We start from the raw sequence: 17429 nt of genomic DNA on the forward strand, positions 1-17429 counted from the left end.
TGAGTGTCCACAATTCGCGTCGACAGGGGGAATCCCGCGCGCCGACGCGAAAAGTGGACAACCAGCGCACCTGCCTGTCAGGACTCCGATTCGATGATGCGCTTGATTGCCGCCAGGGTGCGCGGAATGCCGTCGAGCGCGGCCTTGCTGCGGGTGTCGATCTGCTCCTGCGCGGAGTCTCCGAATTTGCGGTGGAAGAGAGCGATGCCGTCGGGCAGGAAGTTCCAGTTCTCGGTCAGTCGGGTGCCGCCGTCCACCGGTTCGAGTGTGTATCCCCAGCGCACGAAGTTGTCGCCGACGACCCACGCGAATTCGCGTCCGGGCTCGGCCGCTGCGACGGTCGAGACCGTTTCCCAGGTGCGGTCGGGAGTGACGTTGCGTCCGGTGAACGTCGATCCCACACCGCCGCCGTCGGGTTCGTTCCACCAGCATTCCTGGCAGATCGGGCTCCATTCACCTGTTCGGGTGACGTCGGATACGACGGCATAGACATCCTCGGGCGATGCGGCGACGACGACGGAATCGGAGAATTCGAGTGTGGTCATGCCTCCATTGTCCCTCGAGCGTCGCGCAGCTCTGAGCAGCGTCGCTGCCGACAGCAGAATCGTTGGCACACAGCGCTATTGGAGTTCACACTCGAACCATGAGCGAGACACCCCGAATGTTCCCACCCGAACTGCGCGACCGACTCCTACGTCATCGAATCCTCGTGCTCGACGGCCCACTCGACGACGACAACGGCACCGTCCTCACCACCCATCTGTTGACGATGGCGGCCGAGAATCCGTCGGCCGATATCGCCCTGTGGATTCACTCCCCTGGCGGATCGGTGCCTGCCATGCTCGCCATCCGTGACGTGATGCATTTGATTCCCTGCGACGTCTCGACGTTGGCACTCGGATTGGCCTGCAGCGCCGGTCAATTCCTGCTGTCGTCGGGAACACACGGAAAGCGCTACGCGCTACCGCATTCGCGGATTCTGATGCACCAGGGCTCGTCCGGCATCGGCGGTTCTGCTGTCGAAGTGGAGGTGCAGGCCAACGATCTTCGTCATACCCGCGATACGGTGCTCGGCCTCATCGCCGACGACACCGGGCAGACACGAGAGCAAATATTCGACGACTCCTTACATGATCGTTGGTTCACCGCAGACGCCGCCCGTGACTACGGGTTCGTCGACGCCATCGTCAGTTCGTTCGATCAGGTCATGCCTGCGCGTCGGGTGTCGTTCGGGATGGAGATGGCCCGATGAGTACGTACACCATTCCCAATGTCGTCACCCGTGATTCGCGCGGCGAACGCGTCGTCGACGTCTATTCGCATCTGCTCAGCGAACGCATCGTGTACCTCGGTACCGCATTGGATGCCGGTGTTGCGAATGCGATGATCGCGCAGCTGTTACATCTCGAGGCCGACTCGCCCGATCAGGAAATCTCGATGTACATCAACTGCGAGGGCGGCGATACTGCGGCCATGTTGGCGATCTACGACACGATGCAGTTCATCGGATCCCCTGTCGCCACAACATGTGTGGGGCAGGCAGTGGCGGCCGGCGCGGTGCTGCTCGCCGCAGGTGCACTGGGTCGACGTTCGGCGTTGACGCACAGCCGGGTGGTGTTGCATCAGCCTGCGGGGCAAGGGCGAGGCACCATTCCTGATCTCATTCTCGCTGCCGACGAGATAGTCCGGGTACGCGCCGAGATGGAGATGATTCTGGCGAAACACACCGGACGCGATGCCGCGAAGATTCGGCACGACACCGACCGTGACCTGGTGTTGACGGCTCCGTCGGCGCTGCAGTACGGCCTCGTCGACCAAGTCCTCGAGGGACGACGTCAGGCAGCCATCAACGTCGCATTGCCGCGGGACAGGTCGTAATGCGCCAGACCTGAAATTTCGGCCATCGACGTGCCGAGTGCCCCGACGACAGCCGCAAGGATCTCACTCGACGGGTCCTTGCGGCCGCGTTCGAGCTCCGAAAGATACTGCGGCGCAATCCCTGCGCGCGCCGCCGTGTCGGCGAGCGTGTCGCCGCGGGAGTGTCTGCGCTCGCGCAGCCGGCGGCCGACCACCTCACGCCACAGCGGTTCCACTGCGCGTGCTGCTCGGCGCTCATCGATTCGTATGACCTCGCCCATGATCGGAGCCTAAGCCTCGATGCCATGGAGGGTCGGCGATTCTGCTCAGAGCAGAGAACCTTCCGATCACCCAGGCTTCGTCCATTCGATGGTGTGCCTGAATCCGACGCGATGTCGCATCGTCGCCCCGGGCAGTATCGCGTCGACCGACCGCTTCACTTCGTCGAAACTGAGCACCGGGTCCTTGACCGGGAAGGGTGCCGGCTGCTTTCCCGCTGGGCTCGGCCAGGGATGGCCGACGAAGCCGATCAGCGGGTTGGTCACGATGGATACGGCGTCCCACAGCAGATCCCGGGGACTTCGTGGCGCAGCCATACCCACGACGAGCAGCCGGCCGTTCGGCGCGAGAACACGCTCGACGTGGCGAAGCGTGTCGTCGATGTCGAGGTGGTGGAGAACGGCGATCATCGTGATCAGATCGACGGATTCGTCCGCCCACGAGTCGAGTTGGCGTTCGGTGACGGCCACATTGGTGACGTCGGAGCACGCAAGACCTGTGCGGCGGCGCATGTCGGAGTCGATGTCGACTCCGGTGACGTGATCGAAATACGGTGCGAGAGAGTGCACGAGACCGCCACGGCCACAACCCACGTCGAGTGCCTCGCGTCGTCGGCTCGGCAGGTTGGCGAGAATCCAGCTGTGGAAGTAGTCGTTGTGACTCCACGGATGCCGCGCGTTCAGCGCTTGTACCCATTGAGCCCCCTTGCCTCCGATCAGCGAGGTTCCCATTCGTCTGAGCATGCGTCGAGTATCCAGGTCGGTCCCCGGCCATTGCGCTTGAACATGTTCAAAAATGGGTCTACCGTCATTTTTGAACACGTTCAGAAAACGAGGTGACCGCATGGCCCGCACATCCGAGACGCGCGACAAGCTGGTCGAAGTGGCTCTTCGGCTGTTTCGCGAAGAGGGGTTCCAGGCCACCACCATGCGCCGGATAGCCGACGAGGCCGGCGTGTCGCTCGGCAATGCGTACTACTACTTCGCGGGCAAGGACGAACTGGTCAACGAGTTGTACGTGGTGATCCAGCGCGATCACCGCGAACGTGCGGAGCAGGTCATCACCCAGGGCGGGTCGCTGTCGGAGAACCTGGCCGCGGTTCTGCATTCCGGCTTGGACGTCCTGACGCCGTATCACGCGTTCGGCGGCGCGTTCCTCCAGCTGGCGCTACCGACGAGGTCCAGCTCCAGTCCGTTCTCCGAGGAATCCTCCGACGCCAGAGCCATGGCCATCGATCTGATGCGCACGACGTTGGATGCATCGAAGCAGAAGGTACCCGCTTCGCTGAACGATGCACTGCCGCTGCTGCTCTGGATGATCTACATGGGCGTCACGCTGCACTGGGTCACCGATTCGTCCGACAACCAGGCTCGCACCCGCACTCTGGTCGACGGGCTCGTGCCCGTCGTATCCAAGGCGGTTCGTCTCGCCCGACTCCCGGTTGCGCGCGGCCTGGTAGCCGATGTCGCCGGTCTCCTGAAACGAATGACCTCTCCAGAAGGGTTGAGCCAATGACCGATTCACCATCGACCGTCGTCCTGTGCGGTGCCTCCGGCTACATCGGCGGGTATCTGCGCAGCTACTACGAGGACCGCGGCATCGGCGTCAGGACGGTCGGACGCGGATCGTCCAGCGATGCACCATGGTCCGACCATCGCGGCCTCGTCGAGGTCCTGAACGGGTCCGATCTGGTGGTCAACCTCGCCGGCCGCTCGGTGAGCTGTCGCTACAACAAGGCCAACGCCGACGCGATCATGTCGTCGCGAATTCAGACCACAGCCCAGCTCGGGCTTGCCTTGGCACAAGTACAGAATCCGCCCGCGCTGTGGGTCAACGCGAGCACCGGAACCATCTATCGCGATGCCCGCGACAGGTCGATGAGCGAACGGAACGGCGAACTGGGATCGGGCTTCTCGGTCGAGGTGGCCAGGTCGTGGGAGCGCGAACTGTTCGACGCCGACGTGTCGATCCGCAGAGTGGCACTGCGGTTGTCGATCGTGCTGGGCGCGGGCGGCGGGGCGATCAATCCGATCATCGATCTGGCTCGAGTGGGGTTGGGTGGCCGCATGGGTGATGGTGGCCAGATGTTCAGCTGGGTTCACGTCGATGATGTCGCTCGGACTCTCGACCATCTGTACGCCACCTCGAACATCGTCGGACCTGTCAACGTGGCGACACCGTTCCCGGTGACCAACGAGGTTCTGATGCACCAGGTTCGGTCTGCTCTCGGTCGCGATCACGGACTGGCGACGCCGGCATGGCTGCTGAAGCTGGGCGCACGGGTGATCCGAACCGAACCCGAGCTGGTCCTCAAGAGCCGGTGGGTCGAGCCGCAGGTGTTGACCGACACCGGGTTCGACTTCCGATACCCGACGTTGGAGGGTGCGTTGGCCGACATCGCATCTCGGACGCGACCCGGCCTGCTCCCCGTCGCACTCGGCTGACGGGGAGCACCGAGCGCTACACCAGGGACGCCGAGAGGCCGCCGTCCAAAATGTAGTGACTGCCCGTGATCCATGTTGCGCGGTCCGAGGCCAGGAACAGCGTCACTTCTGCGATGTCCCCAGGTGTTCCCAGCCGTCCCTGCTTGGCGGCGACCAGATCACCGAACGGGATCTGAGTTGCCGCTTCGAAGTCCGGAACGAGTCGTTCGACCATGGCGGTATCGGCGAACCCGGGGCATACCGCATTCACGCGTACTCCTGCGGCACGCATCTCGATGGCCGCGACGCGTGTCAGCTGAATGACGGCTGCCTTTGTGGCGCAGTACGACCCGAGCAGCGCCGTGCCGCCGACACCGGCCAGCGATGCGATGTTGACGATGTTGCCCTTCGACTCGACGAGCGCACCGATCGCGGCTTTCATCACCAGGAATGTGCCGCGCACATTGACGGCGTAGATCTTGTCGAAACTCTCGGTGGACTGCTGCAGCAACGGAGACGAGACCTCGATGCCCGCGTTGTTGACGACGATGTCCAGTCCGCCCAGAATCTCGACCGCGCCGGCGACGGCTCCCTGTACCTGGCTCTCGTCGGAGACATCGCAGTTGGCGGTGCCTTCGGCACCGATTTCCTGGGCCGTCGTCGCTGCGACACCTTCGTCGATGTCACTGACCACGACGCGCGCGCCCCGCTCGATGAACATCCGGGAGATGGCTTTTCCGATTCCGGCACCCGACCCGGTGACGAAGACTCGTTTGCCCTCGAACTCGCTCATACTGTGCTTCCCTTCGCTGGTGACGGTGCAGACATCGTGCTGCGTACTTCGGTCTTGAGGATCTTTCCCACCTTCGAGCGGGGCAGATCGGTCCATATCTGAATCTCTTTGGGAGCCTTGACACTCCCGATCCGTGCCTTGACGTGTGCGATCAGATCCTCGGGGGACGCGTCGCGACCGGGGCGCAGAAGCACTGCAGCCGTGACTCGTTCACCCCACTTGTCGTCGGGAAGGCCGACGACTGCGCATTCCTTCACCGAGGGATGCGACAGCAGGGCCTGTTCCACCTCGGCCGAGTACACGTTGAATCCTCCGGTGATGATCATGTCCTTGGCACGATCGACGACGTAGAGGTAACCGGCCCGATCCAGATACCCGATGTCTCCGGTGTGGTGCCAGCCATGCGCACCGACTTCGGCTGTGGCGTCGGGATTCTGGTGATATCCCTGCATCACGAGAGGTCCTCGAACCACGATCTCGCCGCGCTCCTCGCGATCGAGCAGGCGGCCGTCCTCGTTCATGATCGCCACCGTCGTCAGTGGCGTCGGCTTGCCCGCCGAGGTCAACCGTTCGACCGCGATGGAACCGTCACTCCGGAAGTGATCGGCCGGTGCGAGCGTCGCGATCATGTTCGGTGCCTCGGTCTGCCCGAAGAGCTGCCCCAGCACCGGCCCGATTCGGGTCAGCGCCTCCTCCAACCGTGTCGGTGACATCGGCGCAGCCCCGTACCAGAGGCATCGGAGCGACAACAGATCCCGCGTGTCGAGGTCGGGGTGGTCGAGTACCCCGTAGACGACCGTCGGCGGCAAGAATGCGTGCGTGATCCGGTGGTGCTCGATGAGCGAGAGAAACTGGCCGATGTCCGGAGCCGGCATCACGACCACGTGGCCACCCAGGCTCAGGATGGGGAATGTCAGTACCCCCGCCGAATGGGTCAACGGTGCCAGTGCGAGGTATCGGGGCCGGTCCCCGAACGGGTAGCTCATCAGTGCCGTCGCCGTCGAGGTCATCATGTTCTCTTCGGTGAGTCTGACGCCCTTCGGTTTTCCCGTCGTTCCGCCGGTTCCGGCGATCATGGCGAGCCCGTCGGCCGGTCGCCTGTCGACGACCGAGTCCGAGCGGTGTTCGACGAGCCATCGGTCGTACGACAGTGCTCCCGGCACGTCGCCGTCCAGGCAGACCAGCCATTCCAGTTGCGGCAGCTGGTCTCTGATGCGGCCGACCAGATCCGCGAATGCTTTCTGGAAGAACAGGAGTCGGCACCCGAACAGATCGAACAGTTGTCGATTCTCGTCGGCCTCGTTTCGCGGATTGATCGGACACCACACTGCGCCTGCGCGGGAGATTGCGAAAACGCAGGTCAGGGCGAGAGGGTCGTTGCCGGAGAGCACCGCAATACGATCCCCGGTCTCGATACCGTTGTGTTGCAACGCTCCGGCGATGGAGACCGTGTCGTCGTACACCTCGCCGTAGCTCTTCGTGGTGTCAGCCATGGTGAGGCAGGGGGCATCTCGGCCCAGGGACATGCCCTTGTCGAGGTAGTCGGATAGCCGCATCGGCCGGGTCCTCAGCTGTGTGCTGTGACGACGGGGTCGAGCACCAGACCGAAGGCGCGGAGCACGCCGAGCAGTTCGCGGTGTCCGAACGCCTGGCAGCTCGAGGCGAATCCGACCTTCTTGGGCGGCCCCTGCAACACGTGTGCCGCTGCGAATGCGTTGAGCAGAGCGGTCTGCTTGTAGTTGCAGTTGCCGTGAATCACCGTGTGCACGCGGCCGAGTGGGCCCGATGCGTAGACCGAGTCGAGGGAGGTGTTGATACGGGGATTCTCCCGCGGCGGTGTCTCACTGCGCACCGACGCCGACACCGTATCGATGATGTCGTACTTCTCGGCGTCGGTCTTGCCTTCCATCTGCGCCATTGCGCCGGCGATGATCTGAGGCACGGCGAGCATGAGCGGCTTGTTCATCACCCCGCCGTAGGCGCGTGCGTTCGCGACTCGGGGATCGTTCTTGAACCACACCGGATGCGACGTACCGCCCCACGGCAGCGCCAAGCCCAGATCGTGCTGGCCCGGCACGACCACCTGGAACACCCCGTCGTCGGGCCATTCCACGTACTCGTTCTGTTCGAGGTAGTACGCCTTGGAGAAGGCGGCATTGGTCAGGATGGTGTTGGTCGACGCGACCGTCGGATGTCCCTTCCAGAAGACCTCGATGTCGAGGGTGTCGAGGCCCGGGGTCTCGAGGCAGATGTTGGCCGCGATCTCGCCGATGCTGTACATCTGCGCCAAACCCGGTGTCAGAACGATGTTTCGGGCGGCGAATTCTGCGCCGTACTTCTTCTCGGCATCGATGATCCAGTCCTGCTCACCGGTGGTGTCGGTGTAGTGCGCACCGATCTCGATGCATGCCTGCGCCACCTCGTGTCCGAACCGCGAGAACGGACCGACCGTGTTGAGCACGATCGCGGCTCCTCGAAACGCTTCTGCCAGTGCGGAAGCCGTGTGCTCGACCTCGACGACATCGTATTCGACCGTCTCGACGCCTGGGACGGCGTCGACGATGCCCTTGACTCGGCTTTCGTCGCGGCCGGCGGCCAGGAAGGGAATGTTGTACTCGCGCAGGTATTCGCAGATCAGTCGCCCGGTGTATCCCGATGCCCCGTAGACGACGACGCGCTTGTCGGTTGGCATGAAGAGTCCTCTCGTGATCGGCCGTCGTCGGACGGGCCGAGGTTGATCGAGCCGTGAAGCACCGGAGGCAGGTGTGCATCCACCCCTCTGACGTGTGCTGCGGATCACACTAAGTTAGAATTTGTACACACGTCAAGGTTTTTCTTGACGACTGCCCAAAATCCGGTTTTCAACGGCTCGGGCATACACTGATCAGCGAAACGCCGCGCGGAAAGGACACCGAACATGACCCAGACGGTAGATCCGCGCGCGCGCATCGAAGAACGCGCCCGCAACAAGTTCGAGTCCAAGCGAACCGAGCTGGCCGAGGCGACGCTCCACACGCTGGCCGAGCTGGGGTACGCCCGCACCTCGTTGCGGGAGATCGCGCAGAACTCCGAGTACTCGCACGGCGTTCTGCACTACTACTTCACCGACAAGCTCGACCTCATCACCCACGCAGTTCGCCAGTACGAGGCCATCTGCGTCACCCGGTACGACGAGGTGGTGGCCAACGCCGTCGACGCCCCCGGCCTGTACGCGGACTTCGAGACGAAGTACTTCGCCACCCTGGTGGCGGACGCCGGAATTCATCGACTCTGGTACGACCTCCGCAACCAAGCCCTGTTCGACGGTTCCTTTCGAGGCGACGTCCTGGACATCGAGGAACGTCGCGAAGACATGATCTGGCGTGTGGTGACGAAGTACTGCGAGCTACGCGGCTCCGAATCCGCCCTCGACCGCCCCTCCGCCTACATCCTGCTCGACGGGATCTTCCAACGCGCCTTGCTGCACCATCTGGCGGGCAACACATCCGAAGTCGACGCAGCCCGAGCGCAATTGAAGGCCGCGTTCACCCTGTTGTAGGACGGCTCGCGTCGGTGGTGCCCGGCCGAATCCCGGTGTAGATACCAGGAACTCGAAAGCGCAGGGGTACTTCTTCGTATTCTTCCAAGGCGTGGGCGGTCCAGCCCACGATGCGAGCGAGAGCGAATACCGCCTCCGGCGTCCCGGGATCGAGATCGTAGGCGTGCGCCAACGTAGCCAGCGCAAAATCCAGATTGGGGAAGGTATCGAACCGTTCGCTGACCTCGTCGACAATGACATCCGCGGCAGCGATCACAGCTGCATTTGCGCCTCGAGACGGTTCACGTAGCAACCGCAGAAGCGCCTCCGCACGGGGATCTCGGTGCGTGTACACGACGTGACCGAAACCTGGCACTCGCGCGCCGGAGCTCAATTGGGTTGCGAGAGCGGCAATGGGGTCATCTATCGCTGTGATCAAGAATCTGTAGACGGGATCGGCGGCGGAGCCGTGCAGTGGCCCGTCTATACATCCGAGCCCTGCCGCGATGGCCGCGTAGATATTCGCGCGAGTGCTGGCTGCGACACGTACCCCGAGAGTGGACGCCGCAAGGCCGTGGTCGGCTGTCAGCCCGAGAGCGGCGTTCAGCACCTTCAGCCCGCCTGGATCCGACGATGCGGACTTCGTAGCGCACCAGACCGATTCGGCTATCGAGCCCGTTACGGCTTCACCTCCGAGAGCAGCCGCGACGGTCGCAAGCAATTGACCGGCCTCACGAACAACGGCCTTCGTGCCCGTGTCGAATCGCATCGGGCGATAGCTGGCTGCAATGTCGACGGCGACACGAATTTGATCCATTACTCGGCACCGCGGTGACATCAACGCGATCGTATCCCGACACCGTTGCACCACAACGGGATCGGTCGCGAATTGAACGTTGTCCAGCAACTCGCCGGTCCACACGAAGTGCGCAACCGACTCGAATGGGCGTGCACTGAGTTCGACTGCGTCCCGGCCACGGTAATAGAGGCATCCGTCCTCGATCAGGGTAGTCCGCGTCCGAATACGCTCCACCGCACCGATATCGGTGCGTCGAGCATTATCACGTGCGGCCAGCAATTCGACCTCTTCGATGTCGAACACACTTCCTCGCACCCCGGGTACTCGACTGCTGGTCAGCAGTCCTCGGCTGACGTACGCGTAAATCGTTTCCGGTTTCACTCCGAGACGGGCGGAGGCCTGAGCGGTGGTGAGGACACCTCGACTGTCGGCATGCGTCATGTTCAGCTTTCATATTGATTCGATCAACATTGACAACAATCAAGATTAGCGCGGATCGTAGGCACTCACCAGCACAAAGGAGTCCGCCATGACTGTTCTCGAAGCGCCTAAAGGGCTGCACAACGTCGTCGTCACCACTACCTCGATCGGTGACGTTCGAGGAGACGAAGGCTTCTACCACTACCGCCAGTACTCGGCGATCGACCTCGCGATGACGAAGACTTTCGAGGACGCCTGGTTCCTCATGGTCGAGGGCCGAATCCCGACCGGTACCGAGCGCGCTGAATTCCTGCGCACTGTCGCACCTCTGCGAACGTTGCCCGACGACGTCGCGGAGGCCGTAGCGACGGTAGCGCGCTCGGGACCAGCGCAACCATTGCTGGCCTTGAGGACTGTGCTGTCCGGGATGGTAGACGCCGTACCACTGTACGAATCGTCCGAGGCGGAGAAGCGCAGAACGACGCTTCGCCTGTGCGCCGTCACACCGACCGTCCTGGCTTCCGTGTACCGAATTCGGTCAGGACTGGAACCGATTCCTCCGCGTGAAGACCTGACCACGGCTCAGAATTGGCTGTTCATGATCACGGGGGAAGTTCCGGACGACGTTCGAGCCCGTGCCGTCGATCGATACCTGACGGCCACGATCGACCACGGTTTCAACGCGTCTACCTTCACAGCCCGGGTGGTTGCGTCGACAGGTTCGGACATCGCATCCGCCGTCTGCGCGGCGATCGGAGCATTCGCCGGACCACTGCACGGAGGCGCACCCGACCGCGCCCTCGACGGGTTGGACGAGATTGCCGACATCGACTCCGCCGATGCATGGGCGCGCTCCAAAATAACTGCAGGCAAACGCATCATGGGCTTCGGCCATCCGGTGTATCGAACCGATGACCCTCGTTCGGTAATGCTGCGAGAGACTGCGCAAGAGATGGGCGGGGAGCTCATCGACAAGGCTGTGCAGGTCGAAAAGGTCATCGCCGCCGCGCTCGCGGATCTGAAGCCGGATCGAAAGCTGTACGCGAATGTCGAGTACTACGCCGGCGTTGTCATGGAACTGTGCGGAATTCCGCGCTCGATGTTCACTCCGACCTTCGCCTGCAGTCGCATGGTCGGGTGGTGCGCCAACATAGTTGAGCAGTCACACGACTCCAAAATCATCCGTCCTATCGCTCGCTACGACGGCCCAGCCCCCGAGCAGGTTCCGGAACGGTAATTCGGCCATACTTCCTCGAGTCCCGCAGGGACTCAAGACTTCTTGATCTTCTCCAACGGGTAACCGCCGACCACCACGACGACGAAGACGTAAGCAGCCAGACCGGCCAGCTCCCAAGTCGTTCTTTCACGATGAAAGTCGGAGCCGATCCATACGATTGGCACCACAGCCATCACGGAACTGACCGTGCACCAGATTCCGACCGATCGATTGGCTCGTGCACGCAGTCGGGGTGTCGATTTCACCGTGTCCGACACTCGTGCACCGTAGTAGTCGGGATGCGTTGCCCTGCCTCGGAATCCGACGGATGCCGCGTACGCGAACACGACGAACCACAGCATGAGCATCAGTATCAGCACTGTGTTCATGGGCTATGTAGCGGACGCTCGACGTCGACTCATCAGTTCGCGATAATTCCGTATCGTGTTGGAGCAAGCCCACGCCGCAATGAGCGGCACCAGGAATCCGGCTGATCCGGTAGCGGTCACGAACACCAGAACAACGACGGCGTAGGCAATGAGTGTCACCACCACCGCGTCGACTTTCCGCCCGATCGACGACCCCGGTGAGACGACGATTCCTGGGAACCTCGGAGAGTCGGCCAGTCCGCGAACTGCCGCAACACATGCAGCGAGACCGCCCACGACCAGGAACGAGAACAGCAGCACTTCACCGAAACCCGTGTCGGCCCAGTCTATTCGTGGGTCGAAGATCCCGTGGATCAGCGATGAGAGGGTCGGCACCGACGGGAAGTACCCCAGATACAGCAGCACAATGGGTCCCGCGAGCCCTGCTACTGCTCCCCGATCGGCCATACCGAACGGTATCAAATTGGGCGACGTCAGTGGGAAGTTACGTCTTTCGTTTCGATCACCGTCGCGAACTCGCCGTGCAGGTTGGTGGCCGTGATGGCAGACAGTGTTGCGGCAGGTACGACTGTCCCGTCGGGCGCGACGCGATCGAAGGTATGCGTCGCGTCTATGACGAAGTAGGTGTCGTAGCCGAGATTCCCGGCCATCCTCGCGGTGGTCTCGCAACAGTGATTGGTGGTGATTCCGCAGATGACCACCTGGTCGATGTCCTCGCCGCGTAGCCATGCGTCCAGATCGGGAGTTCCGTAGAAGCTCGAATTGACGCGTTTGCGAACGAGCAGATCCGGAGTCCCGTCGAGCATGTCCTTGAAGCGATGCCCGTCCTGTGTCGGCGACAACGGCGACTGTGGATTGTCGGAATCGTGCTGAACGAATACCACCGGCCAAGCCCTGGATTGCCAGAACTGAACGAGCTGAGCAATATTGGCCTCGCACGACGGGTTGTCCCGCGGACCCCAGAATTCCGAATCGTCGAAACCGGCCTGCACATCGACGACGATAAGTGCAGGTCGGCTGAGGGACATCGATAGAGCCGTCATTCTGACCAGACTAGTCGCGAACACAGGCGCAAACCATCATGCTGGGTGGCCCCTTACCCACCCTCGTTTCCGTTCGATCAGCACACGGTAGTGCAAGGTATGCTGTGCACCGTTCGGCGTGAATTGTACTGAGCTGCACTGTGACCGAGTGAATGCTCGGAACGCTGCTCACCACGCAGGAGAAGGGCCGGAAGACCGCCGACCCGCGGTACGTGCTCGCCTCGACCGAAAACTACCTACTACCCGGCATGTGGCATGCTATTCGACTAGGTCGAACTCCCAATTGACGCGTTGGATCTCCAAATCCACCAACCGAATCTGCTTGGCAACATCATCTGCGGCAGAACGTAATTCGGCAACCGGAAGAGCTGCGACGTAGACCAATTCCGACCTCAGTTGACGTGGGCCGTATCTGTGCTCCTGGTTGCGTCCCGATGCTGCGTCCGCGGCCGCAGAGATCGCCTTGTGTCGCATACGCAGCACGTCGCGGGACGCGAGCGCATCGGTGATGGTTCCATCCCGCACCGCGGCAGCACTGTTGGTTCGGTTGATCCTACGGATGAGAACTTCGAGACGATCGAGCGCAGAGTTGTACTCGGACAACAAGATCGCTGCATCCTCAGCCGGTGATTCACCGTCTTGATGGCGAGCGTTCGCCAGAATCCGAACCTTCAGATGTTCGGTGCGCTTGATCAGTTCCCCTCGTTCAGCGAGGGCCTCGGCAAGCTTCATGATCTGCACCTCGGTGTAGTGGAACCGGAGGTGGGATAGCTACGGGCGCTCATGCGCCTTTCGACGTGTCGAATGTGTTCATGACTCAAGAAGTACCACAGTTCTGTGGCCGGCGATAGGCCTGCTTTCAAGATCCGGTTGGGAAATCGGAACGCCCCGGGTCGATGCTCGTCGAGCATCCACCCGGGACTTCAGTCGAATTATCGCGTCGCGAGTTCGTAGATCAGTAGTCCGGAGAGCGAGAGGATGGAGAGGAAGCCGAGGCCGCCGATGATGTTCTTCCACCAGGTGTTTCGAAGATCGCCCATCAGCTCACGATTGTTGCTCATGACGTAGAGCAGGAAGCCGAGGAACGGCGCGATCAGCACGGTCAATGCTTGCGCGATAATGATCAGCTGCACAGGCGATTTGGTGAAGATCAGCGTGATGGCCAGTCCCCAGGCAAGGATGGCCGCGCTGGTGCGTTTGGCGGTCATTGTGCTGGGTGACGGGCCCTTGCCGAGTGCGTCCGAGAGCATCGTGCCGCCGGCGGTTGCGTTGGCGACCATGGCCGAGAAGGCAGCACCGGACAGGCCGAGGGCAAAAATGGTCGATCCGACGGGTCCGGCGATGGGCTCGAAAATCTTGGCGAGGCCGACGAGTGTCTGCGCTTCTGCATTCTGTCGACCGAGCACGGCCGCGGCGACGATGATTACCAGAGACGTCATGATTCCGGGAGCGATGATGCCGGGGATGGTGTCTGCGATGGTCGTCTGCTTGTACTGCGCGCGGGTGCGGCCGCGTTCGTGGGTGCCGTACGAGGTGAAGAAGGCGGCGTTGAGCGAGAAGTTGGTGCCCACCAAGGCCACGACGAGGAGCGCTCCTCCCGGGGGGATGCTGGGGACGACACCGCTGACCGCTTCGTACCAATCGGGCTTGGAGATGACGGCACTGATGATGAACGTGGCACCGAGGAGTCCGACGATGACCAACAGGACGCGCTCGACGGTGCGATAGACGTTGCGGAACAACAGGATCAGGCCGACGAATGCGGTACACACTGCCGACCAGATCAGCGGTGATCCGCCGAATACCATCGAAAGCCCGAGGCCGGAGCCGACGGCGTTACCCACCGAGAAGCACAGCGTGATGATGAAGACGCCGAATCCCGCAGCGACACCGACCTTCTGGCCGAGGACGTCTTTGACGGAGCTGATCATCGATTTCGGGGTGCGAATGCCGAGCCGGACACTCATGTCCGCGTACACCAGCATGAACACCGTCGAGAGCACGATGACCCAGATCAGGCTGTAGCTGTACTTGCTGCCGGCTTCGACGGCGCTGGCGAGGTTGCCGGGGCCGAATTGCCATGCACCGGCGATGAATGCGGGGCCGGCCATCGCGATGGTGCTCAGGAAGGCTTTCCATTTGCCGGAGCGGGGTGCGGGAGTTTGCGAAGTTCGCACGGCTGCGGACGGTACCACCGGTGTTGCGTGGTGCTGACTCATTGCGAGCCCTTTCTCGAAGCACTTTTCGAGCCGGCGACGTGGCGCACGTCTGCTGTCGGCCTGATGTGGCAAGGGGCGAATACGTGGGGTGGATCTGATGCAGAGCTCGGCAGTCCAACCGAACGGACTCGACCCGGTCCGCGTGTGCGGTGATGCATGCCGAAAGAAGTGGTGCTCGGTACCCTTCCGGGCCGTAGCGGCTACTACGGAAGGGCACCGAGGGTAGGGAGTGACCGTCGACCGGGTCAGACCAGCGCAGGTACTACCGAGCCGAGGTTCGCGGAATCGAGTGCCGCTGCGATCTCCTCGTGGGCACCCGCAGCGAGCGGAAGCAGTGGTGAACGCACGGTGGCGTGTTCGAGGATGCCGCGGTGCACGAGGCCTTCCTTGAGGGCGACGGTGCCTTCCATGTGGGATCCGCGGTGGTAGACGTTCGCGGTGACGGGCAGCAGACGGTCGTGAATGGCGCGCGCGGCCGGGTAGTCCTTGGCCTTGCCTGCCGCGATGAGTTCGACGAGCGGCTCGGGTGCGAGGCCGCCGTACCCCACCAGCAGGCCGTCGACGTCGAACATGGTGTGCAGCAGGTACTCGTCGTGGCAGCTGAGGATCTGCAGTTCGGGGTTCTCCTTGCGCAGCACCGGAATCTCGCGATCCCAACGACGCATGTTGCGGACACCGTTCTTGGTGGCGAAAACGCCCTCCTGAGCGGCAATTTCGAGCTGGGTGTCGAGGTTGTACGTCGCCTTGGTGACGTCGGGGTACTGGAACAGGATGAGCGGCAAGCCCGAGCCTTCGTACAGTGCCTTGTACCGGTCCTGCGGCGCACCGTCCTGGTATCCGAAACGCAGCCATCCGTGCGACGGGTAGACCAGACCGGCGGATGCACCGGCGTCGACTGCACGCTTGGCTTCCTCGACCGATACGGCTGTGCCCTCACCGGTGATGCCGGCGACGATCGGGAGCTTGCCGTCCACCGAATCGCGGAACGCACCGATGACCTTGGCCTGCTCGGCCTGCGTGAGGAACGTGCCCTCGCCTGCATGGCCGAGGACGACCAGGCTCTTGACCCCGTCGACACTGCCGAGCCACGACCCGAGGCGCGCGATCGCGTCGTAGTCGACCTCGCCGTCGCGGGTGAAGGGCGTGATCGGTGCCGGGCTGAGTCCGCGGAGATCGAGTGAATTCATGGTGACGTCCTTTTCGAGAGGCGGTTGGGAACGTTGTCGGGAACGTTTGCATGACGCTAAACCCGCGACCCCGGATGTGTCAACCATCACTTCTCCGGCCGGGAGGTGACAGGGCTCGCAGACGCCACCGACCCACATGCAACACTTCGTGCAAACGTTCCTGGGACGTTTGCATGTGCGATCAGCTGGGGATCGGTAAGTTCGTTCCTGTCGTGCGATCAGGCCGATCGATCAAGGAGGTGTGGATGCGTCCCACTCGAACCGGGCTCTCGGCGGAACGGACGGACGTCGTCACGCTCCGCGACGTCGCCAAGGCGGCGGGCGTCAGTGTGTCGACGGTCAGCCGCGTGCTCGACGACCGCGTCGCCCCCTCCCGTACCGCGACGGCCGTCCGGGTGCGAGAGATCGCCGAGCAGCTGGGCTATCGGCGCAACACGTTCGCGTCCAACCTCAGGCGCGGTGCAACGGCGACCATCGGAGTGCTGGTTCCGCGCCTGTCCGACACCGTCATGGCCCTGATGTTCGAGGCGGTCGATCGGGCCGCGGGCAAGGACGGCTATCACGCCATCGTCGCGACCAGTGGCGACGACCCCACCGACGAGTGGAACGCCGCGCAGTCCCTGCTCGAACGCAATGTGGACGGCGTCGTTCTCGCCACCAGCCGAACCGACGACCCTCTCCCCAGCCACCTGCGCGACAACGGCATTCCGCACGTTCTCGTCCTACGAACCGACGGCAAGAGTCCGTCGTCCATCGGCGACGACGAGACAGGCGGGTACCTGGCAGTTCGACACCTCATCGATCTGGGCCACACCGACATCGCGGTTCTGACCGGCCCGCTGTTCACCTCCAGCGCCGTCGGACGGCTCGCGGGTGCCCGACGTGCTCTCGACGAGGCCGGCGTGTCACCGAGGTCGGAGTGGACTGTCGAAACCGGTTACGGAATCGAAGCGGGCGCGCGCGCAGGACACGAATTGTTCGACGCCACAGAACGTCCCACCGCGGTCTTCGCGGCCAACGACAATCTGGCCCTCGGCGTGTTATCCGCAGCTCACCGCCACAATCTGGCCGTCGGCGTGGACCTGTCACTCGTCGGATACAACGACATTCCCCTCGCCCAGTTGCTGCCGGTGCCGTTGACGTCGGTGCGTACCGCGTTCGATCAGATCGCCGGCACCGCGATGGATCTGTTGATCAACGGAACCGACGACTCGGCGGCCGTACACAAAGCGCTCCCCACCCTGATACCCAGGCAATCGTCGAGCCGAGCAATCCGCTGACAAAACG

Annotated in this window: 20 protein-coding genes; 7 read left to right on the forward strand and 13 right to left on the reverse strand. The window is 62.8% G+C overall.

The features are described 5' to 3' along the window. Positions 1-77 precede the first annotated feature (77 nt). Positions 78-545 (reverse strand): SRPBCC family protein, encoded by a 468-nt coding sequence (locus tag J2X62_RS05645; RefSeq protein ID WP_027495554.1) that lies wholly within the window; start codon positions 543-545, stop codon positions 78-80. Positions 546-643: 98 nt separating this feature from the next. On the opposite strand from J2X62_RS05645, the gene J2X62_RS05650 reads away from it, so the two are divergent. Both J2X62_RS05650 and J2X62_RS05655 read left to right on the forward strand, forming a co-directional pair. Then, a complete protein-coding gene (locus J2X62_RS05650) occupies positions 644-1252 on the forward strand; it encodes a ClpP family protease (RefSeq protein WP_032383042.1) in 609 nt (202 codons plus the stop codon). Beyond that, positions 1249-1878 carry a ClpP family protease gene (locus tag J2X62_RS05655; RefSeq protein WP_032392230.1) on the forward strand — a complete coding sequence of 210 codons (630 nt, stop codon included), beginning with the start codon at positions 1249-1251 and terminating at the stop codon, positions 1876-1878. Before J2X62_RS05650 ends, J2X62_RS05655 begins: the two co-directional genes overlap by 4 nt. Here J2X62_RS05655 and J2X62_RS05660 read toward each other — a convergent pair. Both J2X62_RS05660 and J2X62_RS05665 read right to left on the reverse strand, forming a co-directional pair. Then, positions 1836-2138: a helix-turn-helix domain-containing protein gene (locus J2X62_RS05660; RefSeq protein ID WP_032392229.1), complete on the reverse strand. Its 303-nt coding sequence runs from the start codon at positions 2136-2138 to the stop codon at positions 1836-1838. The two genes, J2X62_RS05655 and J2X62_RS05660, sit on opposite strands and share 43 nt — an antisense overlap. 66 nt (positions 2139-2204) lie before the next feature. Continuing rightward, entirely contained in the window at positions 2205-2879 is a 675-nt protein-coding gene (locus J2X62_RS05665) for a class I SAM-dependent methyltransferase (protein WP_032392228.1), read from the reverse strand. Positions 2880-2979: 100 nt separating this feature from the next. On the opposite strand from J2X62_RS05665, the gene J2X62_RS05670 reads away from it, so the two are divergent. Further along, a complete protein-coding gene (locus J2X62_RS05670; RefSeq protein WP_027495550.1) occupies positions 2980-3651 on the forward strand; it encodes a TetR/AcrR family transcriptional regulator in 672 nt (223 codons plus the stop codon). Continuing rightward, positions 3648-4580 (forward strand): TIGR01777 family oxidoreductase, encoded by a 933-nt coding sequence (locus J2X62_RS05675; protein WP_094650997.1) that lies wholly within the window; start codon positions 3648-3650, stop codon positions 4578-4580. Before J2X62_RS05670 ends, J2X62_RS05675 begins: the two co-directional genes overlap by 4 nt. Positions 4581-4596: 16 nt before the next feature. Here the strand turns inward: J2X62_RS05675 and J2X62_RS05680 are convergent, their stop codons facing one another. From J2X62_RS05680 to J2X62_RS05690, 3 genes are read right to left on the reverse strand one after another with little or no spacing between them, the layout of a single operon-like run. Beyond that, positions 4597-5352, reverse strand: a complete 756-nt coding sequence (locus J2X62_RS05680) for an SDR family NAD(P)-dependent oxidoreductase (protein ID WP_310178443.1) — start codon at positions 5350-5352, stop codon at positions 4597-4599. Beyond that, the gene (locus J2X62_RS05685; RefSeq protein WP_032392224.1) at positions 5349-6908 is read right to left on the reverse strand and encodes an AMP-binding protein; all 1560 of its coding nucleotides are present in this window, start codon (positions 6906-6908) and stop codon (positions 5349-5351) included. Before J2X62_RS05685 ends, J2X62_RS05680 begins: the two co-directional genes overlap by 4 nt. Before the next feature lie 11 nt (positions 6909-6919). Beyond that, entirely contained in the window at positions 6920-8044 is a 1125-nt protein-coding gene (locus tag J2X62_RS05690; protein ID WP_027495546.1) for a DUF5938 domain-containing protein, read from the reverse strand. Positions 8045-8269: 225 nt separating this feature from the next. Between J2X62_RS05690 and J2X62_RS05695 the strand changes: the two genes are divergently transcribed. Then, on the forward strand, positions 8270-8890 hold the full coding sequence (locus J2X62_RS05695) for a TetR/AcrR family transcriptional regulator (protein WP_048317605.1): 621 nt from the start codon (positions 8270-8272) through the stop codon (positions 8888-8890). On the opposite strand, the gene J2X62_RS05700 is transcribed toward J2X62_RS05695, so the two are convergent. After that, a complete protein-coding gene (locus J2X62_RS05700) occupies positions 8877-10109 on the reverse strand; it encodes a citrate/2-methylcitrate synthase (RefSeq protein ID WP_230073033.1) in 1233 nt (410 codons plus the stop codon). The genes J2X62_RS05695 and J2X62_RS05700 overlap by 14 nt on opposite strands. Positions 10110-10197: 88 nt before the next feature. Between J2X62_RS05700 and J2X62_RS05705 the strand changes: the two genes are divergently transcribed. Next, complete coding sequence (locus tag J2X62_RS05705) at positions 10198-11325, forward strand: citrate/2-methylcitrate synthase (protein WP_230073034.1); 1128 nt, start codon at positions 10198-10200, stop codon at positions 11323-11325. A 32-nt stretch (positions 11326-11357) separates the two neighbouring features. Here the strand turns inward: J2X62_RS05705 and J2X62_RS05710 are convergent, their stop codons facing one another. From J2X62_RS05710 to J2X62_RS05735, 6 genes are all read right to left on the reverse strand, one after another. Continuing rightward, positions 11358-11693, reverse strand: a complete 336-nt coding sequence (locus J2X62_RS05710; protein WP_310178448.1) for a hypothetical protein — start codon at positions 11691-11693, stop codon at positions 11358-11360. 3 nt (positions 11694-11696) lie between these two features. Continuing rightward, complete coding sequence (locus J2X62_RS05715) at positions 11697-12140, reverse strand: hypothetical protein (RefSeq protein ID WP_310178451.1); 444 nt, start codon at positions 12138-12140, stop codon at positions 11697-11699. Between the two features lie 26 nt (positions 12141-12166). Next, entirely contained in the window at positions 12167-12736 is a 570-nt protein-coding gene (locus J2X62_RS05720) for a cysteine hydrolase family protein (protein WP_310178453.1), read from the reverse strand. 258 nt (positions 12737-12994) lie between these two features. Beyond that, the gene (locus tag J2X62_RS05725; RefSeq protein ID WP_048318093.1) at positions 12995-13468 is read right to left on the reverse strand and encodes a DIP1984 family protein; all 474 of its coding nucleotides are present in this window, start codon (positions 13466-13468) and stop codon (positions 12995-12997) included. 200 nt (positions 13469-13668) lie between these two features. Continuing rightward, positions 13669-14847 carry an Nramp family divalent metal transporter gene (locus J2X62_RS05730; protein ID WP_310179353.1) on the reverse strand — a complete coding sequence of 393 codons (1179 nt, stop codon included), beginning with the start codon at positions 14845-14847 and terminating at the stop codon, positions 13669-13671. 353 nt (positions 14848-15200) lie between these two features. After that, positions 15201-16142 (reverse strand): dihydrodipicolinate synthase family protein, encoded by a 942-nt coding sequence (locus J2X62_RS05735; RefSeq protein ID WP_222096349.1) that lies wholly within the window; start codon positions 16140-16142, stop codon positions 15201-15203. 245 nt (positions 16143-16387) lie between these two features. Between J2X62_RS05735 and J2X62_RS05740 the strand changes: the two genes are divergently transcribed. After that, entirely contained in the window at positions 16388-17422 is a 1035-nt protein-coding gene (locus tag J2X62_RS05740; protein ID WP_045841226.1) for a LacI family DNA-binding transcriptional regulator, read from the forward strand. Positions 17423-17429 lie beyond the last annotated feature (7 nt).

This window comes from Rhodococcus sp. 3258 (genome assembly GCF_031456475.1).
Lineage (GTDB): Bacteria > Actinomycetota > Actinomycetes > Mycobacteriales > Mycobacteriaceae > Rhodococcoides > Rhodococcoides fascians.